The 18889-nt window shown below is 61.5% G+C and carries 14 protein-coding genes and 1 tRNA gene; 3 read left to right on the forward strand and 12 right to left on the reverse strand.

Going from position 1 to position 18889, the window contains the following annotated elements; all coding sequences use genetic code 11:
* From LQ956_RS03280 to glgB, 3 genes are all read right to left on the reverse strand, one after another.
* Window positions 1-567, reverse strand: a 567-nt coding sequence (locus LQ956_RS03280) for a type I restriction-modification system subunit M N-terminal domain-containing protein (protein WP_238629481.1), incomplete at its 3' end; no start/stop codon positions are given.
* Between the two features lie 146 nt (window positions 568-713).
* Window positions 714-789: transfer RNA gene (locus LQ956_RS03285), tRNA-Ala, on the reverse strand.
* Window positions 790-847: 58 nt separating this feature from the next.
* Window positions 848-3025, reverse strand: coding sequence for a 1,4-alpha-glucan branching protein GlgB (gene glgB, locus LQ956_RS03290; protein WP_238629482.1), 2178 nt, complete (start codon window positions 3023-3025; stop codon window positions 848-850).
* Between the two features lie 193 nt (window positions 3026-3218).
* On the opposite strand from glgB, the gene glgC reads away from it, so the two are divergent.
* From glgC to malQ, 3 genes are all read left to right on the forward strand, one after another.
* Complete coding sequence (glgC, locus tag LQ956_RS03295) at window positions 3219-4484, forward strand: glucose-1-phosphate adenylyltransferase (RefSeq protein ID WP_238623482.1); 1266 nt, start codon at window positions 3219-3221, stop codon at window positions 4482-4484.
* Window positions 4474-6225, forward strand: coding sequence for a glycoside hydrolase family 57 protein (locus LQ956_RS03300; protein WP_238623483.1), 1752 nt, complete (start codon window positions 4474-4476; stop codon window positions 6223-6225). Before glgC ends, LQ956_RS03300 begins: the two co-directional genes overlap by 11 nt.
* 66 nt (window positions 6226-6291) lie before the next feature.
* The gene (gene malQ / locus LQ956_RS03305) at window positions 6292-7803 is read left to right on the forward strand and encodes a 4-alpha-glucanotransferase (RefSeq protein WP_238623484.1); all 1512 of its coding nucleotides are present in this window, start codon (window positions 6292-6294) and stop codon (window positions 7801-7803) included.
* On the opposite strand, the gene LQ956_RS03310 is transcribed toward malQ, so the two are convergent.
* The 9 genes from LQ956_RS03310 to bchB all read right to left on the reverse strand — a co-directional run bounded on the left by LQ956_RS03310 (window position 7788) and on the right by bchB (window position 18889).
* The gene (locus tag LQ956_RS03310; protein ID WP_238629483.1) at window positions 7788-11402 is read right to left on the reverse strand and encodes an EAL domain-containing protein; all 3615 of its coding nucleotides are present in this window, start codon (window positions 11400-11402) and stop codon (window positions 7788-7790) included. The genes malQ and LQ956_RS03310 overlap by 16 nt on opposite strands.
* 22 nt (window positions 11403-11424) lie before the next feature.
* The gene (bchJ, locus tag LQ956_RS03315; protein ID WP_238623249.1) at window positions 11425-12030 is read right to left on the reverse strand and encodes a bacteriochlorophyll 4-vinyl reductase; all 606 of its coding nucleotides are present in this window, start codon (window positions 12028-12030) and stop codon (window positions 11425-11427) included.
* Window positions 12031-12045: 15 nt separating this feature from the next.
* A complete protein-coding gene (gene puhE / locus LQ956_RS03320) occupies window positions 12046-12915 on the reverse strand; it encodes a putative photosynthetic complex assembly protein PuhE (protein ID WP_238623250.1) in 870 nt (289 codons plus the stop codon).
* A gap of 52 nt (window positions 12916-12967) precedes the next feature.
* Window positions 12968-13462 (reverse strand): photosynthetic complex assembly protein PuhC, encoded by a 495-nt coding sequence (gene puhC / locus LQ956_RS03325; protein ID WP_238623251.1) that lies wholly within the window; start codon window positions 13460-13462, stop codon window positions 12968-12970.
* Window positions 13459-14142 (reverse strand): photosynthetic complex putative assembly protein PuhB, encoded by a 684-nt coding sequence (gene puhB, locus LQ956_RS03330; protein WP_238623252.1) that lies wholly within the window; start codon window positions 14140-14142, stop codon window positions 13459-13461. The genes puhC and puhB overlap by 4 nt, the downstream gene beginning before the upstream one ends.
* Window positions 14139-14969: a photosynthetic reaction center subunit H gene (puhA, locus tag LQ956_RS03335; RefSeq protein WP_238623253.1), complete on the reverse strand. Its 831-nt coding sequence runs from the start codon at window positions 14967-14969 to the stop codon at window positions 14139-14141. The genes puhB and puhA overlap by 4 nt, the downstream gene beginning before the upstream one ends.
* A 26-nt stretch (window positions 14970-14995) precedes the next feature.
* Window positions 14996-16432, reverse strand: coding sequence for a BCD family MFS transporter (locus tag LQ956_RS03340; RefSeq protein ID WP_238623254.1), 1437 nt, complete (start codon window positions 16430-16432; stop codon window positions 14996-14998).
* Window positions 16429-17148: a magnesium protoporphyrin IX methyltransferase gene (gene bchM / locus LQ956_RS03345; RefSeq protein ID WP_238623255.1), complete on the reverse strand. Its 720-nt coding sequence runs from the start codon at window positions 17146-17148 to the stop codon at window positions 16429-16431. Before bchM ends, LQ956_RS03340 begins: the two co-directional genes overlap by 4 nt.
* Before the next feature lie 133 nt (window positions 17149-17281).
* Window positions 17282-18889 (reverse strand): ferredoxin:protochlorophyllide reductase (ATP-dependent) subunit B, encoded by a 1608-nt coding sequence (bchB, locus tag LQ956_RS03350; RefSeq protein ID WP_238629484.1) that lies wholly within the window; start codon window positions 18887-18889, stop codon window positions 17282-17284.

Genomic DNA, 18889 nt, shown 5'->3' on the forward strand with positions numbered 1-18889 from the left:
CAGGGTCTGGACGATGGACGGGGGGGTGAAGAACTCGCCATTGTCGTGGGCGCCCTGCTTGGAGAACTCGGCCAGGAAGTATTCGTAGATGCGGCCGAAGACGTCGCCCGAGGCCGTGCGCAGCGCCTCGGTGTCAAACTTGCGCATCATGCTTTCGAGCAGTTCCTCCTCGAAGCGTTCGTAGTCCTTGGGCAATTGGCCGGCCAGGGGCGGGAAGTGCTCCTCGACGGCTTCCATGGCGGCGGTTAGCGCCGCGCCGAGGTTGCCGTCCTTGGGCTGGTCCAGAATGACGTCGTAGCGGGCAGCTTCAGGCAGCATCATTGCCCGGCGGCGGGTGAAGTCCGCCTCGACCAGTGGCCGATCCGGCATCTTGCCGGCTTCCTGATCCGCCTTGATGGCAGCCAGTGCCTCGTAGTACCGGTTGGTGGCCTGGCGCAGAAACAACAGGCCCATGATGGGCATGAAGTATTCATTCGACGCCAGCCCGGAATTGGCGCGCAGGTCGTCGGCCATCTTCCAGAGGTCGGCGTCGAATTGGGTGATGTCGGTTAAGTGATCAGCAATCACGGTCAGTTCCAGTTATGCGCTGATGCTCCCGCTCTGGTGAGGTGGGCAGGCAGGACAAGCATTTGCAGGATTGTGGGAGGCAGCGTGGGAACGAAAAAAGGCCCGGCCGTAACTTTTGCTGAAACGGACGGGCCTTTTCGTTTGACTGGTGGAGCGGATGGGAATCGAACCCACGACCTCAGCAGTGCGATTGCTGCGCTCTCCCAACTGAGCTACCGCCCCATGGGGTTGAAAGTATACTCCAGGGTTCCGGCTTGTCACCAGAGGCGGTAGCGAGGCCTCAGCCGGCAATCGGTTGGAGCAGGATGCCTGCCAGCGGGGGCAGGGTCAGCACCACGGAGTAAGGTTTTCCCATCCAGGGGATGTCTTCGGCCTCCACTTCCAGGTTGCCCAGGTTGCCGCCGCCGTAGTAGTGGGAGTCGGAGTTGAAGATTTCCCGGTAGCGGCCGGGTGCCGGTACGCCGATGCGATAGCCTTCCCGAGGTATCGGGGTGAAGTTCAGGACGCTCAGGATAAACTGGTTGCCGTCCTCGGTCTTGCGCAGGTAGCTCAGGACCGACTGAGCGGCGTCGTGACAGTCGATCCAGTCAAAGCCCTGCCATTCGAAGTCGAGGTGGTGCAGCGCGGGTTGTTCCCGGTAGAGATGGTTGAGGTCGGCGACCAGGCGCTGAACACCTTCGTGGAAGGGGTACTGGAGCAGGTGCCATTCCATTTCCTGGGCGGCATCCCATTCGTTGCCCTGGCCGATCTCGCAGCCCATGAACAGCAGTTTCTTGCCCGGGTAGCTCCACATGAGGGTGTAGAGCAGGCGCAGGTTGGCAAAGCGCTGCCATTCATCACCGGGCATGCGGTAGAGCAGGGAGCGTTTACCGTGGACCACTTCGTCATGGGAGAAGGGCAGCACGAAATTTTCGGTGAAGGCGTAGAGCAGGCCGAAGGTGAGCCGGTCGTGGTGGTAGTGGCGGTGGATGGGATCCTTGTTGAAGTAGTCCAGGGTGTCGTTCATCCAGCCCATGTTCCATTTCATGGCAAAGCCCAGCCCTCCCAGCCAGGTGGGGCGGGTGACCTGAGGCCAGGAGGTGGATTCCTCGGCGATGATCAGGGCACCGGGATGGCGACCCTGGACATTACTGTTCAGTTCACGCAGGAACTCGATGGCCTCCAGGTTTTCGTTGCCGCCGAACTTGTTGGGTACCCACTCGCCCGGTTCCCGGGAGTAGTCCAGGTAGAGCATGGAGGCCACGGCGTCCACCCGCAGGCCGTCGATGTGGAATTCCTCCACCCAATACATGGCGCTGGAGACGAGGAAGTTTTTCACCTCGTTGCGGCCGTAGTTGAAGATCAGAGTGCCCCAGTCCCGGTGCTCGCCCAGGCGCGGGTCTTCATGTTCGTACAGGGCGCTGCCGTCGAAGCGGGCCAGCCCGTGGGCATCCTTGGGGAAGTGTCCCGGCGCCCAGTCCAACAGCACACCGATGTCGTGTTCGTGACAGAGGTTGACGAAATAGCGGAAGTCATCCGGTTCGCCGAAGCGGCTGGTGGGGGCATAGTAGCCGGTGGTCTGATAGCCCCAGGAGCCGTCATAGGGGTGTTCGGTGATCGGCAGCAGTTCCACGTGGGTGAACCCCATGCGGGTGACATAGGCCACCAGCTCACGGGCCAGTTCCCGATAATTGAGGAACTGGCCGTCTGCATCCCGGCGCCAGGAGCCCAGATGCACTTCGTAGACGGACATGGGACGATGCAACCAGGCCTCGCTGCCGCGATTCGCCAGCCAGGCTTGGTCGGACCACTGGAAGCGGCTGGGGTGGCTTACCACCGCCGCAGTGCGCGGACGCAGTTCGAAGCGTTGACCGTAAGGGTCGGCCTTGAGCAGGATGGCGTCGGTGTCGCGGTTGCGGATCTCGTACTTGTAGAGGGCGCCGGGCGCCATGCCGGGGATGAACAGCTCCCACACCCCGCTGCCGCCGCGTACCCGCATGGGATGGCAGCGGCCGTCCCAGCGGTTGAAGTCGCCGACCACGGACACCCGTTCCGCGGCGGGTGCCCAGACCGCGAACCGGACGCCCTGAATGCCGTCTACTTCATGAAGATGGGCGCCCAGGAATCGGTAGGCGTGCCAGTGGCGCCCTTCGTTGAACAGGTGGATGTCGAAGTCCGGCACCTGGGGGGCGAAACAGTAGGGGTCGTAGGCAATCTGCTCGTGGTCATGACCATCACTCCATCGTATGCGATAGTGTGAGGGCAGGGCGTCGCGGGGGCCGCGCCACTCGAACAGCCCCTGTTTGCCGACGGGCTTCATGGGGGCGTCGAGTTCCACGATGCCGGCTTCACGGGCGAAGGGCAGCAAGGCACGCACCACGCACTGGCCCGCTTCCATGTGACGGCCCAGAAAGGCAAAAGGGTCGTGATGCCGTGAGTCAAGGATACGCTTGAGGTGTTCGTTGTACGATGTAGGCATGGGACGTTCCGTGGCTGGTGCGGCAATGTGGCGGCACTTTCCGTGGCTGTAGAAATGATGTAATAGATTCGAAACAGGGACAGCGCACTATGATAAGTGGGTCATTTGAGGGTCAAAGGTACTTGTCCGAGTCAGACCTTAGCATGGGCGCCATGACCGAGTCCCCCATTCACCCGGGTCCGGGAAAGTCAGCATGAAACCACAATCTCAACGCTTCGTCAGTCGTATCACCCGTGACACCTTGGCATTGATCCTCGCCGGTGGGCGCGGTTCCCGCCTCAAGCAGCTGACCCTCTGGCGGGCCAAGCCGGCGGTGCCCTTCGGCGGCAAGTTCCGCATTATCGACTTTCCGCTTTCCAACTGTATCAATTCCGGGATCCGTCAGGTGGCGGTACTCACTCAGTACAAGTCCCATTCCCTGATTCAGCATATTCAGCGTGGCTGGGGGTTTTTGCGCGGCGAATTCGGTGAGTTCGTGGAACTGCTGCCGGCCCAGCAGCGTATCGAGACCTCCTGGTACGAGGGTACGGCGGATGCGGTCTACCAGAATCTGGACATCATCCGTGACCATAATCCCAGCTATGTGCTGATCCTGGCTGGTGACCACATCTACAAGATGGACTATGGCGACATGATTGCCTACCACGTCGAATCCGGTGCCGACATGACCGTAGGGTGCCTGGAGGTGGATCTGGAAACCGCCAAGGGATTCGGCGTGATGGCGGTGGACGGGGATGGTCGGGTGCGCCGGTTTGCGGAAAAGCCGTCGCAACCCCAGAGCATTCCCGACAATCCGGACAAGGCCCTGGCCTCCATGGGGATCTATGTCTTCAACACTCGCTTCCTGTTCGAGCAACTGATCAAGGATGCGGACACGCCCGGCTCCAGCCACGATTTCGGCAAGGACATCATCCCCAATGTGATCAAGTCCTACCGGGTGATGGCGTACCCCTTCCGGGACGTGCAGACCGGCTCTCAAGCCTATTGGCGCGACGTGGGCACCATCGATTCCTACTGGCAGGCCAATCTGGAACTGATCGGTGTGACGCCGGAACTGAACCTCTACGATATGGACTGGCCGATATGGACCTATCAGGAGCAGCTACCGCCGGCCAAGTTCGTGTTCGATGATGATGATCGCCGCGGCATGGCCGTGGATTCCATGGTGTCGGGGGGGTGCATCATTTCGGGAGCTCAGGTGCGGCATTCTCTGCTGTTTTCCAACGTGATCGTCAATTCCTACAGCCAGGTTACCAACTCCGTGGTCCTGCCCGATGTGGAGATCGGGCGTTATTGCCGGATTCACAAGGCCGTGATCGACAAGGGTTGTCGGATTCCCGAAGGCATGGTGGTCGGCGAAGACCCGGCAGAAGATGCCAAACACTTCCATGTCTCCCAAGGCGGCGTGACCGTGGTGACACCTGAAATGCTCGGTAATATCACCCGCTATGCCCGCTGATTCCCTCCGGAAGGACCCCGTGGCTCTCAGGCTGGTGCTGTGCTGGCACATGCACCAGCCCGAGTATCGCGAGGCAGGCACGGGGCGTTACGCCTTGCCCTGGACCTATCTGCATGCCATCAAGGACTATGTGGATATGGCCGCTCACCTTGAAGCGACGCCCGGCGCTCGGGCCGTGGTCAATTTTGCCCCGGTGCTGCTGGAGCAGATCAGGGATTATGCCGTTCAGGTGGCTGCCTTTCTGCAGCAGGGCAAACCCATCTCCGACCCGGTACTGGCCTTGCTGGGGGCACAGTCGGCTCCTGCCGGTGCCACCGAGCGCATGCAGTTGGCCGAAGCTTGCACGCGGGCCAATCGCAAGCGTCTGATCGAGCCCAATCCGGATTATCGAATGCTGGCCGACATGTTGCCCTGGCTGCGTCAGCAGCCGGATGCCGCGATCTATCTGGGGGATCAGTATTTTTTTGACCTGGTGACCTGGTATCACCTGATGTGGATGGGGGAAACGGTGCGCCGTTCCGATCCCCGTATCGAACCCTTGATGAAGCAGGGGCGGAATTTTACCCCCGGGCAGCGCCGGATGCTGATGGAAGTCATCGGCGAACTGTTGGGGGAAGTGATTGCCCGCTATCGGCGCCTGGCCCATACGGGGCAGGTGGAGTTGTCTTTCACTCCGTATGCCCATCCCATCATGCCGCTGTTGCTGGACCTGACATCCGCGCGGGAAGCGGTCCCGGAAACGGCACTGCCCGAGGCGCCATTCTATCCGGGTGGGGATGAGCGGGTACGCTGGCATGTTGCCCGTGGCATGGCCGTGTTCGAGGAACATTTCGGTCTGCGGCCTGCCGGCTGCTGGCCTTCGGAAGGTGGAGTCAGCGATGCAACCCTGCGGTTATTAGCACAGGAAGGTATCCGATGGGCAGCTTCCGGTGAAGGGGTGCTGGTGAATTCCCTGCGCGCATCGTCCGGGCCGCAGCCCCCGGCAGCGAGTCGCTCCTGGCTGTATCGTCCCTATCGCTATGATGCCGAATCCTTGGCGGTTTTTTTCCGGGATGATGGTCTGTCCGATTCCATCGGCTTTCGTTACGCGGACTGGCATGGCGATGATGCCGTTGCCGACTTCATTCATCAGCTGGAGCAGATCGCCGAGCAGTTGGCCCGTACCCGTCGGCCCGGTGATCCGACGCCGGTGGTGTCCGTCATTCTCGATGGCGAAAATGCCTGGGAATACTATCCCAACAATGCCTTCTACTTTCTTTCCGCCCTGTACCCCAGGTTGGTGGATCATCCGGCCATCGAACTCACGACCTTCAGCGAAGCCCTTGATGAGGGAGGACCGCCCTTGTCGGCATTGTCGCGGGTGGTGGCCGGTAGCTGGGTCTATGGTAACTTCGAAACCTGGATCGGATCCGCGGACAAGAATCGGGGTTGGGACATGCTGATCGATGCCAAGGTCCAGGTGGATCGGGTCTTGGCGGAGGGCCGGTTGACGCCGGCTGAAGAAGCCGCCGTGCTTGATCAGCTGGCGGTCTGTGAGGGCTCTGACTGGTGCTGGTGGTTCGGTGACTATAATCCTTCGTCAGCGGTGGGTCTGTTCGAGCGTCTCTATCGCCAGCACCTGACCCGCCTGTACTTGCTCATGGGCGCTCCTCCCCCTGGTTACTTGTCGCATGCCGTGAGCCGGGGTAGCGGGGAACCGGTCGCAGGCGGCGTCATGCGGACCGGTCAGAAAACCGTATGAAGATGGTTCAAGGTTCTCCTGTTGTCGGTCCAGGCACTTCCGTGCCGCCGGCTGGAGTCAGTCACAATGGACGGAGGCAACGTGTCCGAAACCGTTCCTGAAGCCCGGTCATTTCTGGACCGGCGCCGTGCCGGCATACTGCTGCACCCCACTTCGCTTCCAGGAACCGCCGAGCAGGGCACTCTGGGGCATGAAGCCCATCGGTTCATCGAGTTTCTTGAGGCCTGTGGTGTGACTGTCTGGCAGGTTCTGCCCCTGAATCAGCCGCATGCCGGCGGATCGCCCTATCAGTGCATGTCGGTCCATGCCGGCCATACCGGTCTGATCTGCCTGGATGAATTGCACCATCGGGGCTGGTTGTCCGAAGCATCCTCCAAGTATCGGGAACAGGGGCTGAGAAATCCCTATGGCTGCCCTGCGCTGCAGGAGGCCAGGGTGGGTTTTGAGGCCCATGCCGACCCCGATGAACGGGCCGGATTTGCCGCGTTCAAGTCACATCATGCGTACTGGCTGGAAGACTATGTGCTTTATCTGGGTCTGAAGGCCGAGCAGGGGCAGGCGCCTTGGTGGGAATGGCCCGTGCCCTTGCGTGACCGGGAGGATAAGGCCCTGGAGACGGCCAGGCAACGGCTTGAAAGGGTGCTGGAACAATACCGTTTTGAGCAATTCCTGTTCTATGGCCAGCTTCGGGCAGTGAAGCAGCACGCCAACCGCAGAGGGATTCTGCTGTTCGGGGACATGCCCATCTTCGTGGCCAGCGACAGTGCTGATGTTTGGACCCATCGCCGGCTCTTTGATCTGGACGCACAGGGGCTTCCCAACTGTGTGGCCGGCGTGCCCCCTGACTATTTTTCGGCCACGGGGCAGCGCTGGGGAAATCCTCACTATCACTGGCGGAACATGGCGACTGAAGGGTTCCAGTGGTGGATTGAGCGCATCAGTGCCGCCCTGGAAATGGTTGACCTGATTCGCATCGATCATTTCCGGGGGTTTGAGGCCTACTGGTCGATTCCGGCCGACGAGGAGACCGCGATCAACGGTCATTGGGTGCCGGCGCCGGGCAAGGCCCTGTTCGACACCCTGCGGGAACGGTTCGGTACGTTGCCTTTGGTGGCGGAGGATCTTGGCGTGATCACCCCCGAGGTGGAGGCCTTGAGGGATCAGAACGGCTTGCCGGGGATGAAGATCCTGCAGTTTGCCTTTGAAGGCGGTGCTGCCAATCCCTATCTGCCCCATCATCACGAGGAAAACTCGGTGGTGTATACGGGTACTCACGATAACGACACGACGCTGGGCTGGTACGCCGGCTGTGACGCGGCGCTGCAGTCCCGGGTGAGGGAATATCTTGGGTATCCCGATGAGTCCATGCCATGGCCCCTGGTACGCAGTGCGCTGGCCTCGGTGGCGCGCCTGGCCGTCCTGCCGATGCAGGACGTACTGGAACTGGATGGTTGTCATCGCATGAACACCCCCGGCACCCAGGAGGGTAACTGGCGCTGGCGTTTCTCCTGGGACCAAGTGCCCGACACCCTGGCCGGACACCTTCGGCACATGATGACGCTCTATGGGCGGGAGTGATCCGGGATCGAGTGGTTTATGGTTGTTCCCTCTTTGAGCAGACCACCGATGATGTCTTCCGGCTGTGGGTGACTGAACAGGAAGCCTTGCCCTCGTGTACAGCGGTGGCTGATGAGAAAATCCCGTTGCGCCGGGGTTTCCACTCCTTCCGCGACGACATCCAGACCCAGATTGAGGCCCAGCCCGATCATGGCATCGACGATGGCTGCGGCTTGCCTGCGTCGTGACGGGTCCCGCTCCAGCCCCGCAATGAAGGACTGATCGATCTTCAGCCCATGGACTGGCAGGTTGCTCAGATAGCTCATGGAGGCGTAGCCCGTCCCGAAATCATCCAGGGACAAGGTAAATCCGACCGCTTTCAATTCCGACAGGATGACCTTCGCGTCATCCATGGAGCGCATGGCAGTGCTTTCGGTAATCTCGAACTCCAGCAAGCCGGGGTCGACCTGGTAATGCGACATCGTTGCACGGATATCGGCAACCAGTTCCTGCTTGTAGAGTTCCTGCGTGGTCAGATTGATGGCAACGGGCACGATGGGAATGCCGGCTTCGCGCCAGCGCCGGATTTGTTCACACGCCTTGCGTAGTACCAGGGGTCCAAGACTGAGGATGAGACCGCTGCTTTCCGCTGCCGGTATGAAACGGCTGGGAGGCAGCAGCCCTTGTTCCGGGTGAAGCCAGCGTACCAGCGCTTCAAGGCTCTGGATCCGGCCGGTGGTCATGTCGACCCGTGGTTGAAAATGCAGCAGGAACTCATCGCGTTCCAGGCCCCGGCGCAAGGCCTGCTCCAGCTGAAATTGTTCCTTGAGTTGCTTGTCCATGCTGGGGGTGAAGAAACAGTAGGCGCGTTCCCCGCCGTCGTTCTTGCTGCGGTGCAGGGCGGCATCGCCCCGGCGCATGAGTTCGTCCACGGTATCCGCATCCCCCGGGAAGAGGGCGATGCCGGTGCTGGCGGTGACCACCAGAGACTGGTCATGGATGTTCAGAGGTTGTTCCATCAGCTGATTGATGCGCTCAGCCAGATGCAGGGCATCCTGGGTCTGTGCCATATGCGCCTTGAGCAACAGGAAATGGTCTCCCCCCAGCCTTGCCAGGCTGTCTTCCTTGCCGAGCAGTCCCTTGAGTCGCCCGGATAGAATTCGAAGCAATTCATCCCCGGCGGCATGTCCCAGGGAATCATTGACGCGCTTGAGGTCATCGACATCGATGGAGAAGATGGCCAAATGATGCCTGTTGTGTCGGACCTTGATCATGGCCTGCTGAATGCACTCTCTCATCACGGACCGCTTGGGCAAGCCGGTGAGCGGGTCATAGTGAGCCAGGTAGCTGAGCTGCTCCGACAGGGCCTTGCGATCACTGAGGTCTTCGGACATCTTCACGAAATGGGTGATCTCCCCCTGGGCATTTTTCAGTGGCGTTAATGCCGCCTGTTCCCAGAAACGCTCCCCTGATTTCTTGCGAACGGACAGTTCCCCGCTCCAGATCCTGCCTGCGGACAGGTCATGCAGGATGTCATCAAGGCTGGGGGCCGTTGCTGAAGGTTCATCCGGATGGATCAGCGCAAGGGGATGCCCCTGGATTTCGTCACGACTGAAACCGGTCAGCTGACTGAAACGGGCGTTGATGTATTCGATCCGGGCTTCCCGATCGGTAATCAGCACGATACTGGGGCTTTGCTCCACCACCAGCGCCAGGCGCTGGATGCGACTCTGTTGCCGGTTTTGCTCGGTGATATCGACCAGTCCGCCGTACAGATGGAGGCGCTCAGGTTCATGTGGTGATTGGATGCATTCCGTGGTGGCCCGCACCCAGCGGGGCGGGCCGATTTTGCTGCGCAGGCGCAATTCACAGCAGGAAGCCCGGCCGGGCTCAAGCTCAAGGATTTCCCGCTTGAAGACCGCCTGGTCCTCATCCATGACCAGGAATCCCCAGAAACCTCTGGCATGGATGTCTGCCGTGCCATATCCGGTCATGGACTGGATGGAGTCAGTGATCCAGTCGATGTGCAGCTCACCCTGATCATTTTTTCGGCACGAATAGGCGATGTCACTGGTGACGGCACAGATATGACGATAGCGTGCCTCGCTTTCCTGGAGCTCCTGCTGGGCACGACAGCGGATGATCATGCCGGCCAGATTTTCCGATACGACCCGCATCTGGTCGGGCTGTTCTTGCCAGTGGTGGTCCGGCAGCTGTCCGAAGGTTTCAAGCAGGAGCACGCCAAGGATTTCACCGTCGCTGATCATGGGCACCAGCCGGACCGAGCGGGCGTTGTCAGGGCTCAGCAGTCGATGTTCCCGGGCAAACTCGGGAGGTTGCCCGGGACCTTTTTCCAGCAGCAATACGTCGCGGGCACGCATGCGCTGGGTGGTCCAGGGCAGTTGGGTGGCGTGCAGTTGTTGCGCCGGACCGGGGCCGTGCTCATCGCCTGCCAGGCCGGACCAGTGATGGGTGAGTTCCAGGGCATTTCGATCTGCGGAATATTCCAGGATGCGGCATCGGTCCGCCTGGAAAAAATGCCCGATCTGTTGCAGCGCTTCCACCACGGCTGGGTCGAGGTGTTCAATGCGGGTGTTCACGAACAGGGACGAAATATTGGCCAGCATGGCCTGGAAGCGCAGTTGATGCTCCAGGGAGGCCTGCGCCTTCTGCCGGTCGGTGATGTCCCTGTTGATACCCCGATAACCCATGAACTGACCGTGGGCGTCCAGCACCGGATTACAGACATGCTCGACCCAGCGGGTCTCGCCTCCCTGGGTCAGGATGCGAAACTGCAGCGGGGTATTGGGTGCTTTGTCCGCGGCGCTCCTGTGTGTCTGGTAGCGGGGCAGGTCATCCGGGTGGATGATACGCTCCATCAGTCCGGAATCATTCATGAAGTCTTCCGAGCTGTAGCCGGTGATGCGCGCACAGGCCGGAGAAATATAGCGAAACTCCCCATCATGACCGAGCCAGAAATCCCAATCAGGGGAAAAGGCCGCCAGGATGCGATAATTGTCCTCACTCTCCTGCAGGCGGGCATAGGATTCCAGCAGAGCATCACGCTGCTGTATGAGCAGGGTCTGGTCCACGATACTGCAGATGAAACCGGGCTTGGCACCATCCGGTTCCGGCAGGCGAATCAGCGCAACATCGGCGATCAGGGGGCGGCCGTCGGTTCGCCGGAGGCGCACGGCCTGGCAGTCTGCCCGCCCATCATGGCGTGCCCTTTCCAGGGCGTTTTCCAGGAAACTTCTGTGCTTTGCCTCTGATAGCTGGGTAAACAGTCTTCGGTTGAGTGCCAGACACCGGTGAGCCGCACTGTTGGCGTCCTGCAGAAAGCCGGCCCAGTCGATCCGCAGGACCGGCAGCGGCAGTTCCTGATAGAGGCGGCTGAATCGGCTCAGGGCCAGTTCCGCTGCTTCCTGGCTCTCCAATAATGCCTCCTGCTGAATGCGCAGTTCGGCATGGTAGATATGCAGTTCCTCCAAGAGCGTCTCAACATCCAGGTCACCTCGTTTCAGAGCGAACAGGGTGCTGTCAAAACTGTGATCCCGCAGGATCTGCTTGGCTCGTTCGCGCAGGGTGGTGGCGTTGAGCAGAGGCATCTTGGAGGCCATGAATTATCCAAAGACCGCAGTATCAAAGGTCCCAGGTTACGACAAACAGACAATCGGGCGCACCCATGGCGCAGCAGGCCGTTTCCCGAACGACGGTGTTTTTGTGGACCAGTGATTGGAAAAGATGTTCAAAGGTTGCCGCGTAGTAATCACAGACCGGCTCATGGCTCTGGATTTCCTTGCAGATGGGGCCACCGGTAATACGCAGTTCCAGGGTCCGGCCGTGGTCGACCTGGAAGCGGCCGCTGCCGGTAAAGGTCCAGGCATTGCGTGAAATGGCGGCGAGCAGGATGCGACTCGCCGGTTTGGCGGGCAGTAGCCTGAGCAGTGTCTGAACGGGTTTGGGGATACGGTTGGCCAGCAGATACTCGGCGGTCAGATGCCCCGCTTCACGGGATACCGACCGTGCGTCCTCGGGGGTGAGGGTTTCCCGCATGACTCGATGCAAGGCGGTAACACCTTTTTCGTCCACCATCCGGGTGGGCGGTTCGGATAGATAATGGGCCAGCCCGGCAGTTTCGAAGATCCGCACAGTGACGGAATCCCCTTGCTGGCGGGTCAGTGCCTGGGCCATACGGGTGATGGAGTTGGGGCCGATGGTACCTGGGATATGTGCGTGCGCTGTCATGGATGTTGAGCAGGTTCAGGAGCGAAAACGACTCGGGCCGGCAGCAAGACCAGTCCCTGGAGACTCCTTGTCAGGGTCATTGGCCACCGGGATGTTGGGTCGGATTGGGCGAAAGCAGGGCTCAGGCTGACGGGAGCGTAGTGCCCAGTTCCACAGCGCCTGCGAGGGCATGGGCAGCACCAGAAACCAATGTTCCAGGATAGCCAGAATCATCAGGATGGCCAGAAATGTTGCCATGGTGGCCTGGTGTGCGGAGACTTCGGGGCTCATGGCAGTCTGAACCAGTAGAACCGCAACCACCGTGGACACGGTGACTGAAACAGGGAACAGCAGATTCATGGGGCGCTTGCGGAAGTAACTCTCCAGATAGCGCAGGTGATCCGGCAGCCATTCTTCGTTGAGATTACGCACACCCAGAAAGACATTCAGCTTGGTGCTGGTGCGCATGACCCAGAGAATGAGGAAGGTGTACAGGCCCATCTGATTGGGGCTCCCCCAGGTCACCCATAGAATGGCGGCGGCACTGACCAGCAGTGCCAACTCGTGGTGGATGATGGCTTGGGTGGCATAGAGGAACCGTCGCCGGCCGCGGGCATTGTCCGGGCAGCGGGTGCGTCGGGAGCCTGTGATCAGCCCCATGAGGAAGCTCATTTCCACCCAGCCCCAGATCAGGATGGCGCAGGTGAAGGCGATATAGGCCCCGGCTACGGAAACATCCTGACTGGTGGCAGCCAGGCCGTACAGGGCCACGGCACCGAGGAGGGTGGCGCCGAGCATGCTCCAGCGATAGGTATGACGGGGGAGTCCGTCCAGATAGATGATCGCCCCGGTGCTGAACCACCAGAGGAAGACCACGTAGAGAATTGGCAGGCCGAACTGTGTCACGGATTCAGTTTACCCGGTTTCGCGGCCTTGCGCGCAGCAAGGGCTGCTGTGGTCAGGAATCCCTGGCAGCGTCCAGAAGCTTGCCGAATGCGGCGGCGTTGGTGGAGCCGAAGGCATTGAGTTCGTAGCGCAGGCCGGTGGCGGGATCCTCAAGGGTCAGGCTGCCGTTGGACCATCGTGTCAGGCGCAGGGGCGAGGGATCACGCTTTTCCGCCTCGGTACGGCGATCAAGGGCGATGATGCGGACAACGGTGCGCATGAATCCGCCTTCAGCGGGGCTGAGCACCTGAAGCACCTGATCGTTGGAAGCATCCAGAACGGCCAGGTAGCCGCCGGGACGGTCTTCGGTACGCAGATTCAGGGTTTGTATCGCAGCGCCCCGGGACTCGCTTGAGTCGGTGAGCTCTGCCTGGAGAGGGGCCGACCTGGTGGCGGTGGCGCTGGCGCCGAGGTAGTACACCCCGACTCCCAGCACCACCACCAGGACGCACACTCCGGTGAGTACCAGCGTCTTTCTGGATCGATGGCTCGCCGGATTCTTGCTCATGATGCAGTCTGGTTTGAAGTCTGGTTGGTAACGGTACTGCGTGCGGAACCGGACAGCATGCCCGTCAGCTCCGGTCTGGCAGTGGGATCCGCCGGCACATATTCACCATGGATTGCCTTGCCCAGCAGCTCGGCGACACGCTTGGCATCGGGTATGCAACGCATCATGGGCTGAGGGGTGAGCAGACGCCAGGGGCGAACATGGGGCCACATGATCAGGTAGGACACCCGTTCCGATGGTTCCAGTACCAGAGAAATATCACCCGTCCCGTCGGAATAAGCCTTGAGTGAAGCCGACTGGATTACCCGGTAAGGGAGGTTTACCGACAGCTGGATGGCAACCCCGAAGCGGATGACGATACGACGATTCGTGATGGTATAGACCGTGGCTCGCGCCATCAGCCACGCCAGCAGGTAGAGCAGGGCTACCGCGGTCACGGACAGGGTAAAGACCAGGGCAATGGAACCCAGTGCCTCCGGAATGGAGGCCCCTTGCATCAGGCTGTAGCTGCCCCGGGCGGCAAGAAAGATACCCAGATAGACCATGACCTTTCTGACATGAAAGGCCCGCCGGGCGAGGGCGCCCCACAGGGGGGCGCCTTGCCACAGTATGTGCTCCCCCTCGGGGGGGAGCTCGGGCAGACCACGGATCGGTTCAGGAGCGTGGTCGTCGTGACTCACAGGAAGGCTTCCCTGCGTTCCTTGGAGGCATAGAAGTGACCACCGCCGAAGTAGGCCATGATGCGGTCTTCTTCCAGGCGGGTAACGGACTCGGCGTTACGGATCACAGGGGCGTCGGCAAAGTGATGGGACATCACGGATACCACGCGAACCTCGAAGGGACGACCGTCGATCATGCGTTCACCCAGGCCGGCACCAGCCTTGGCCTTGGCGGCACGGGCCACCTTGGCAAGGAACATCGGCACCAGCACGGTACGGCTGGCGATATCGGAATTGACTTCCACTTCCAGGTAACGGGGCATGGCTTCGGAGCGGTCCACCCAGATGTCGCGCACGGTACCGGCCACCTTGCCGTCGGCCGCATAGACGGGCATGCCGCGGGGATCGGGGTCACGGGAGGGCACACCGAAGCCGTGGCTGGTGACGCGCATGGGGACGATACGGGGCGTGCCGTCCATGGTGACGTCGGGCTCGTCGGCGCGCTGTGCCCAGGAGGCGGGGCCAACACCGTCGATCATGGGGTTGCCGGTGGGCTCCAGCGGGGAACCGGGGAACTTGTTGGCCGGCTTGGCATGGACTTCACGGGTGTCGGGGTTGCCGTTGGCGATGATGATGGCGCCGCCGTCAGCGGTCAGGAATTGCTTGGGACCCGGCGCGGGCGGGAAGCCCTGGACCGTGATGTAGGGGGAACGATCAGATTCCAATGGGTACCCCTCCCGCTTGTTTTCGCGGTGGAGGTAATAGACTAGGCCTGCAAAGAAGAACCAGAAGACGTACAGCGTGACTTGCGCGACATCCATATATTCAGTAATGGCACCGGTTGGCATTGCATTTCCTCCAGGTTTCGAGTGGCTTAGCCGGGGAAGTCGGCCATGCCGAACCTCGATGAAGATTGCTCTCGGGAAACGCTCTTGCTGCGCACGAGCGGTCCGATCGCGATGAGTGTGGCAAACAACAACACTATTTCAATATGGTAGACCACCGCATAGCCAATTTCCGGACCGGTCAGGGACGGACCCAGCAGTTCCCTGCTGGTCATGGCATTGACGACGTCGCGGATCACACCCCCCAGGATGATTCCCAGACCCAGGGCGGTTGCCTGAACGGCGCCCCAGGCACCCAGCGCGATACCGCTTTGTCCACCATTCTCCCGGCTCATGGCCGCAATCAATGTGCCCACGGCGAAAAAGCCTGTACCGAAACCGATGCAAGTGGCACCGATCCGGAACAGCAACGCCGAATCCATGGGTGCTGCAAGGATCACCGCCGTGAACGCACCAATGCCGATCAGTGCGCCCAGGGCCGAGAGCCGATAAGGGTTCCCGCCGCGGTTGAGCCACCAGGCCGCAAGGGCCAGGGAGGCCAGGGTGCCGCCCGCAAGTAAAGCCGTCAGTGTCGTCGTGGCACTGACGGACAACCCCAGAATTTCTCCGCCGTAAGGCTCCAATAATATGTCCTGCATCTGGAAACCGGCCGTTCCCAGCCCCACCACCACGAGAAAGCGCGCCGCATGGCTTTGACTCATGTAATTGCGCCAAGCCTCCTTGAAAGGCTGTCGCGGTGCGTTTTTCGAGGTGCGTGCAGGGTTACGCGCCTCTTGTTTCCATAATGCCAGACAATTTACAAGGAAAGTCACGACAGCCGCGCCTTGTATGACCTGGATCAGTTTCATTTCGCTGAAATCGATCAGGAGGGCACCGAGGGTGAGTGCGCTGATCAGCATGCCCACCAGCAGCATGGTGTAGAGCAGGGCGACCACCCGTGGGCGCTTGTCTTCCGGGGCCAGATCGGTGGCCAGCGCCAGCCCCGCGGTCTGGGTGGTGTGCAGGCCGGCGCCGGTGAGGAAGAAGGCAAGTGCGGCCGCCGCGGGGCCGGCCCATTCAGGCCCCATCTCGCCGCCGGTGGACATGAGCAGCAGGGCAAAGGGCATGAAGGCGAGGCCGCCGAACTGCATCAACGTCCCTATCCAGATATAGGGGACACGTCGCCAGCCCAGGGCGGAACGATGGGTGTCGGAGCGGTGCCCGATCAGGACGCGGAAGGGCGCGACCAGGACGGGCAGGGCGACCATCAGGGCCACCAGGGCCGCTGACATGCCCAGTTCTACGATCATGACGCGGTTGAGGGTGCCGGTCAGCAGGACGATGGCCATGCCCACGGAGAGCTGGAACAGGGACAGGCGCATCAACCGGGCCAGGGGAAGGTCCCGGGTGGCCGCGTCGGCGAAGGGCAGAAAGCGCGGCCCTACACGGGACAACGCCTTGGCGATCTGTCGACTGACGGTTTTCACGTCACATCATTCCTGCCTGTGCTCAGTTCCAGCGCCTGGGAAGTATAGAACCCCTTGGAAATGCGATGGGTCCGCATGGGTTTCCAGCCGTCGAGGGCAGGTTCGGCGGCAATCAGGCGCAGCAGCTTTTTCTCGGAGACGGGCTCGATGGCGGGGGATCGGTCGCTCTTGGGGAAGATCTTGCCCACGGCATGCATGACGGCCAGGGCCGGGGTGCGGGGGGCGAAGGTGAACAGCAGTCCGGCATGGGTGCGTGCGGCCAGGACGGAGAGGGCCTGGACGATGTCCTGAGACTGGTAGTGGATCAGGGAATCCATGGCCACCACGTAGTCAAACTCCCCCAGTTTGGGGTCCAGGTAGTCGCCTACATGGAACTTGATCTCGCCGGTGCCCAGATCCTCGGATTCGGCGCGCTCGCGGGCCATGTCCACCAGGTTCTGGGACAGGTCGATGGCGATCACGTGGGCGCCGCGCCGGGCGGCCTCCACGGAGAGCATGCCGGTGCCGCAGCCCGCATCCAGTACCCACTTGCCCGTGAGGTCCTGGGGCAGCCACTCCAGCAGGGTGTTGCGCATCTGCTCCCGGCCGGCGCGTACCGTGGCACGGACGCGACCCAGAGGGGTGTCGGAGGTCAGTTTTTTCCAGGCATCGACGGCGGTCCGGTCGAAGTAGGTTTCCAGCTGGCCGCGTCGCTTCTGATAAGAGGAAGAGGGCATCAGGCAAATCCGTGTCAGTCAAAAATAGGCAGCGTAGGTCCCGATTATAGTAGCCGACGGGGAAGTCCTCATCCCCGCCGGCCATCTATCCTGATCAGGGACAGGGCATGCATGGAGCTGGTGTCGGTATGCGTCACCGGCCAAAGTGTGCCTTGGCGTCGTAGAGGGTGTCGATTTCGATACGGCTGATCCCCCGTTCCTTGGCGAAGCGTTCGGTATTGCGTCGTGCCTTGCCGCGCACGAAGAAGGGGATCTTGCGCAGTTCCTTTTCCGCATCCGGCGACCAGACCGGCTCGCCGTCCGTCGGCGCCGCCTCAGGCTCCGGTTCCTGAATGTTCGCGGTGGGGCTTGCGGCCGCAGGGGTGGTTCCGACAGTACGGGTTTCCGTTGGCGCACTGGCGCCCAGGTGGGAAGGCCCGGCTTCGGCGTGGAATTCAAAGTCTTCGCGGAACATGCCCAGCAGGTGTTCTTCCAGCCCCATCATCAGGGGGTGTACCCAGGTGTCGAAGAGCACGTTGGCCCCACCAAAGCCCATCTGCGGGGCATAGCGGGCGGGGAAGTCCTGCACATGGACCGGCGCGGAGATGACGGCGCAGCCCACGCCCAAGCGCTTGGCGATGTGCCGCTCCATCTGAGTGCCCAGGACCAGTTCCGGGTGCAGTTCAGCCACCTGGGCTTCCACTTCCAGATAGTCGTCGGTAATCAGGGGCTCGATGCCGTATTGCTTGGCCGCCTCGCGCACCTCCCGGGCAAATTCGCGACTGTAGGTGCCCAACCCTACTACGGTGAAGCCGAATTCCTCGGTGGCGACCCGCGCCGCGGCCACCGCATGGGTGGCATCACCGAAGATGAACACCCGTTTCCCGGTGAGATAATTGGAGTCCACCGAGCGTGAGTACCAGGGCAGGCGGGAATCAGCGTCCCGCAGGGCAGGCTCCGGGTCGACGCCGGCCAGTGCGGCCGCTTCGGCAATGAATTCGCGGGTGGCGCGGACCCCGATGGGCACGACCTTGGTGAAGGGCTGTTTGAACATGCGTTCCAGCCACTTGGCGGCGGTGGCGGCGATCTCCGGGTAGAGGACCACGTTGAAATCGGCTTCGCCCAGGCGTGTGATGTCCATCGGTGTGGCACCCATGGGGGCGGTCACATGGACGTCGATACCGAGGGTGTTCAGCAACCGGGTGATTTCCTGAACGTCATCCCGGTGTCGGAAACCCAGGGCCGTGGGACCCAGGATATTGCAGCGCGGCCGTTGTCCTTCAGGGCGGGCGGGACGCTCGGCGCCCGGTGCGGGGGCATGTGAGCCCGCCAGACCGCGCACGAGCTGGTAGAAAGTCTCCGAGGCTCCCCAGTTTTCCTTGCGCTGGTAGGAAGACAGCTCAAGCGGGATGGCGGGGACAGGCAGGCCCAGACCCTTGGCCAGACCGCCCGGATCATCCTGAATCAGCTCTGCGGTACAGGACGAACTGACCAGCATTGCCTGGGGCTTGAAGCGCGCGCAGGCCTCCCGGGCCGCTTCCATGAACAGCTCGGCCGTGTCCTGGCCCAGATCACGTCCCTTGAAGGTGGTGTAGGTCACCGGTGGACGCTTGTCGCGTCGCTCGATCATGGTGAACAGCAGATCCGCGTAGGTGTCACCCTGCGGTGCATGAATCACATAATGGAGGCCTTCCATCCCGGTGGCCACGCGCATGGCGCCCACATGGGGTGGGCCTTCATAAGTCCAGACCGTCAGTTGCAC

This window comes from Ectothiorhodospira lacustris, assembly GCF_022227845.1.
Taxonomy (GTDB): Bacteria; Pseudomonadota; Gammaproteobacteria; order Ectothiorhodospirales; family Ectothiorhodospiraceae; genus Ectothiorhodospira; species Ectothiorhodospira lacustris.

Bases quoted from the DNA above. Each gene is read 5' to 3' on its own strand.
- glgC (WP_238623482.1), top strand. From the start codon at position 3,219: ATGAAACCACAATCTCAACGCTTCGTCAGTCGTATCACCCGTGACACC.
- bchM (WP_238623255.1), bottom strand. From the start codon at position 17,148: ATGCCCTCTTCCTCTTATCAGAAGCGACGCGGCCAGCTGGAAACCTAC.
- bchJ (WP_238623249.1), bottom strand. From the start codon at position 12,030: ATGACAGCGCACGCACATATCCCAGGTACCATCGGCCCCAACTCCATC.
- LQ956_RS03300 (WP_238623483.1), top strand. From the start codon at position 4,474: ATGCCCGCTGATTCCCTCCGGAAGGACCCCGTGGCTCTCAGGCTGGTG.
- puhC (WP_238623251.1), bottom strand. From the start codon at position 13,462: ATGAGCAAGAATCCGGCGAGCCATCGATCCAGAAAGACGCTGGTACTC.
- malQ (WP_238623484.1), top strand. From the start codon at position 6,292: ATGGACGGAGGCAACGTGTCCGAAACCGTTCCTGAAGCCCGGTCATTT.
- LQ956_RS03310 (WP_238629483.1), bottom strand. From the start codon at position 11,402: ATGGCCTCCAAGATGCCTCTGCTCAACGCCACCACCCTGCGCGAACGA.
- puhA (WP_238623253.1), bottom strand. From the start codon at position 14,969: ATGCCAACCGGTGCCATTACTGAATATATGGATGTCGCGCAAGTCACG.
- glgB (WP_238629482.1), bottom strand. From the start codon at position 3,025: ATGCCTACATCGTACAACGAACACCTCAAGCGTATCCTTGACTCACGG.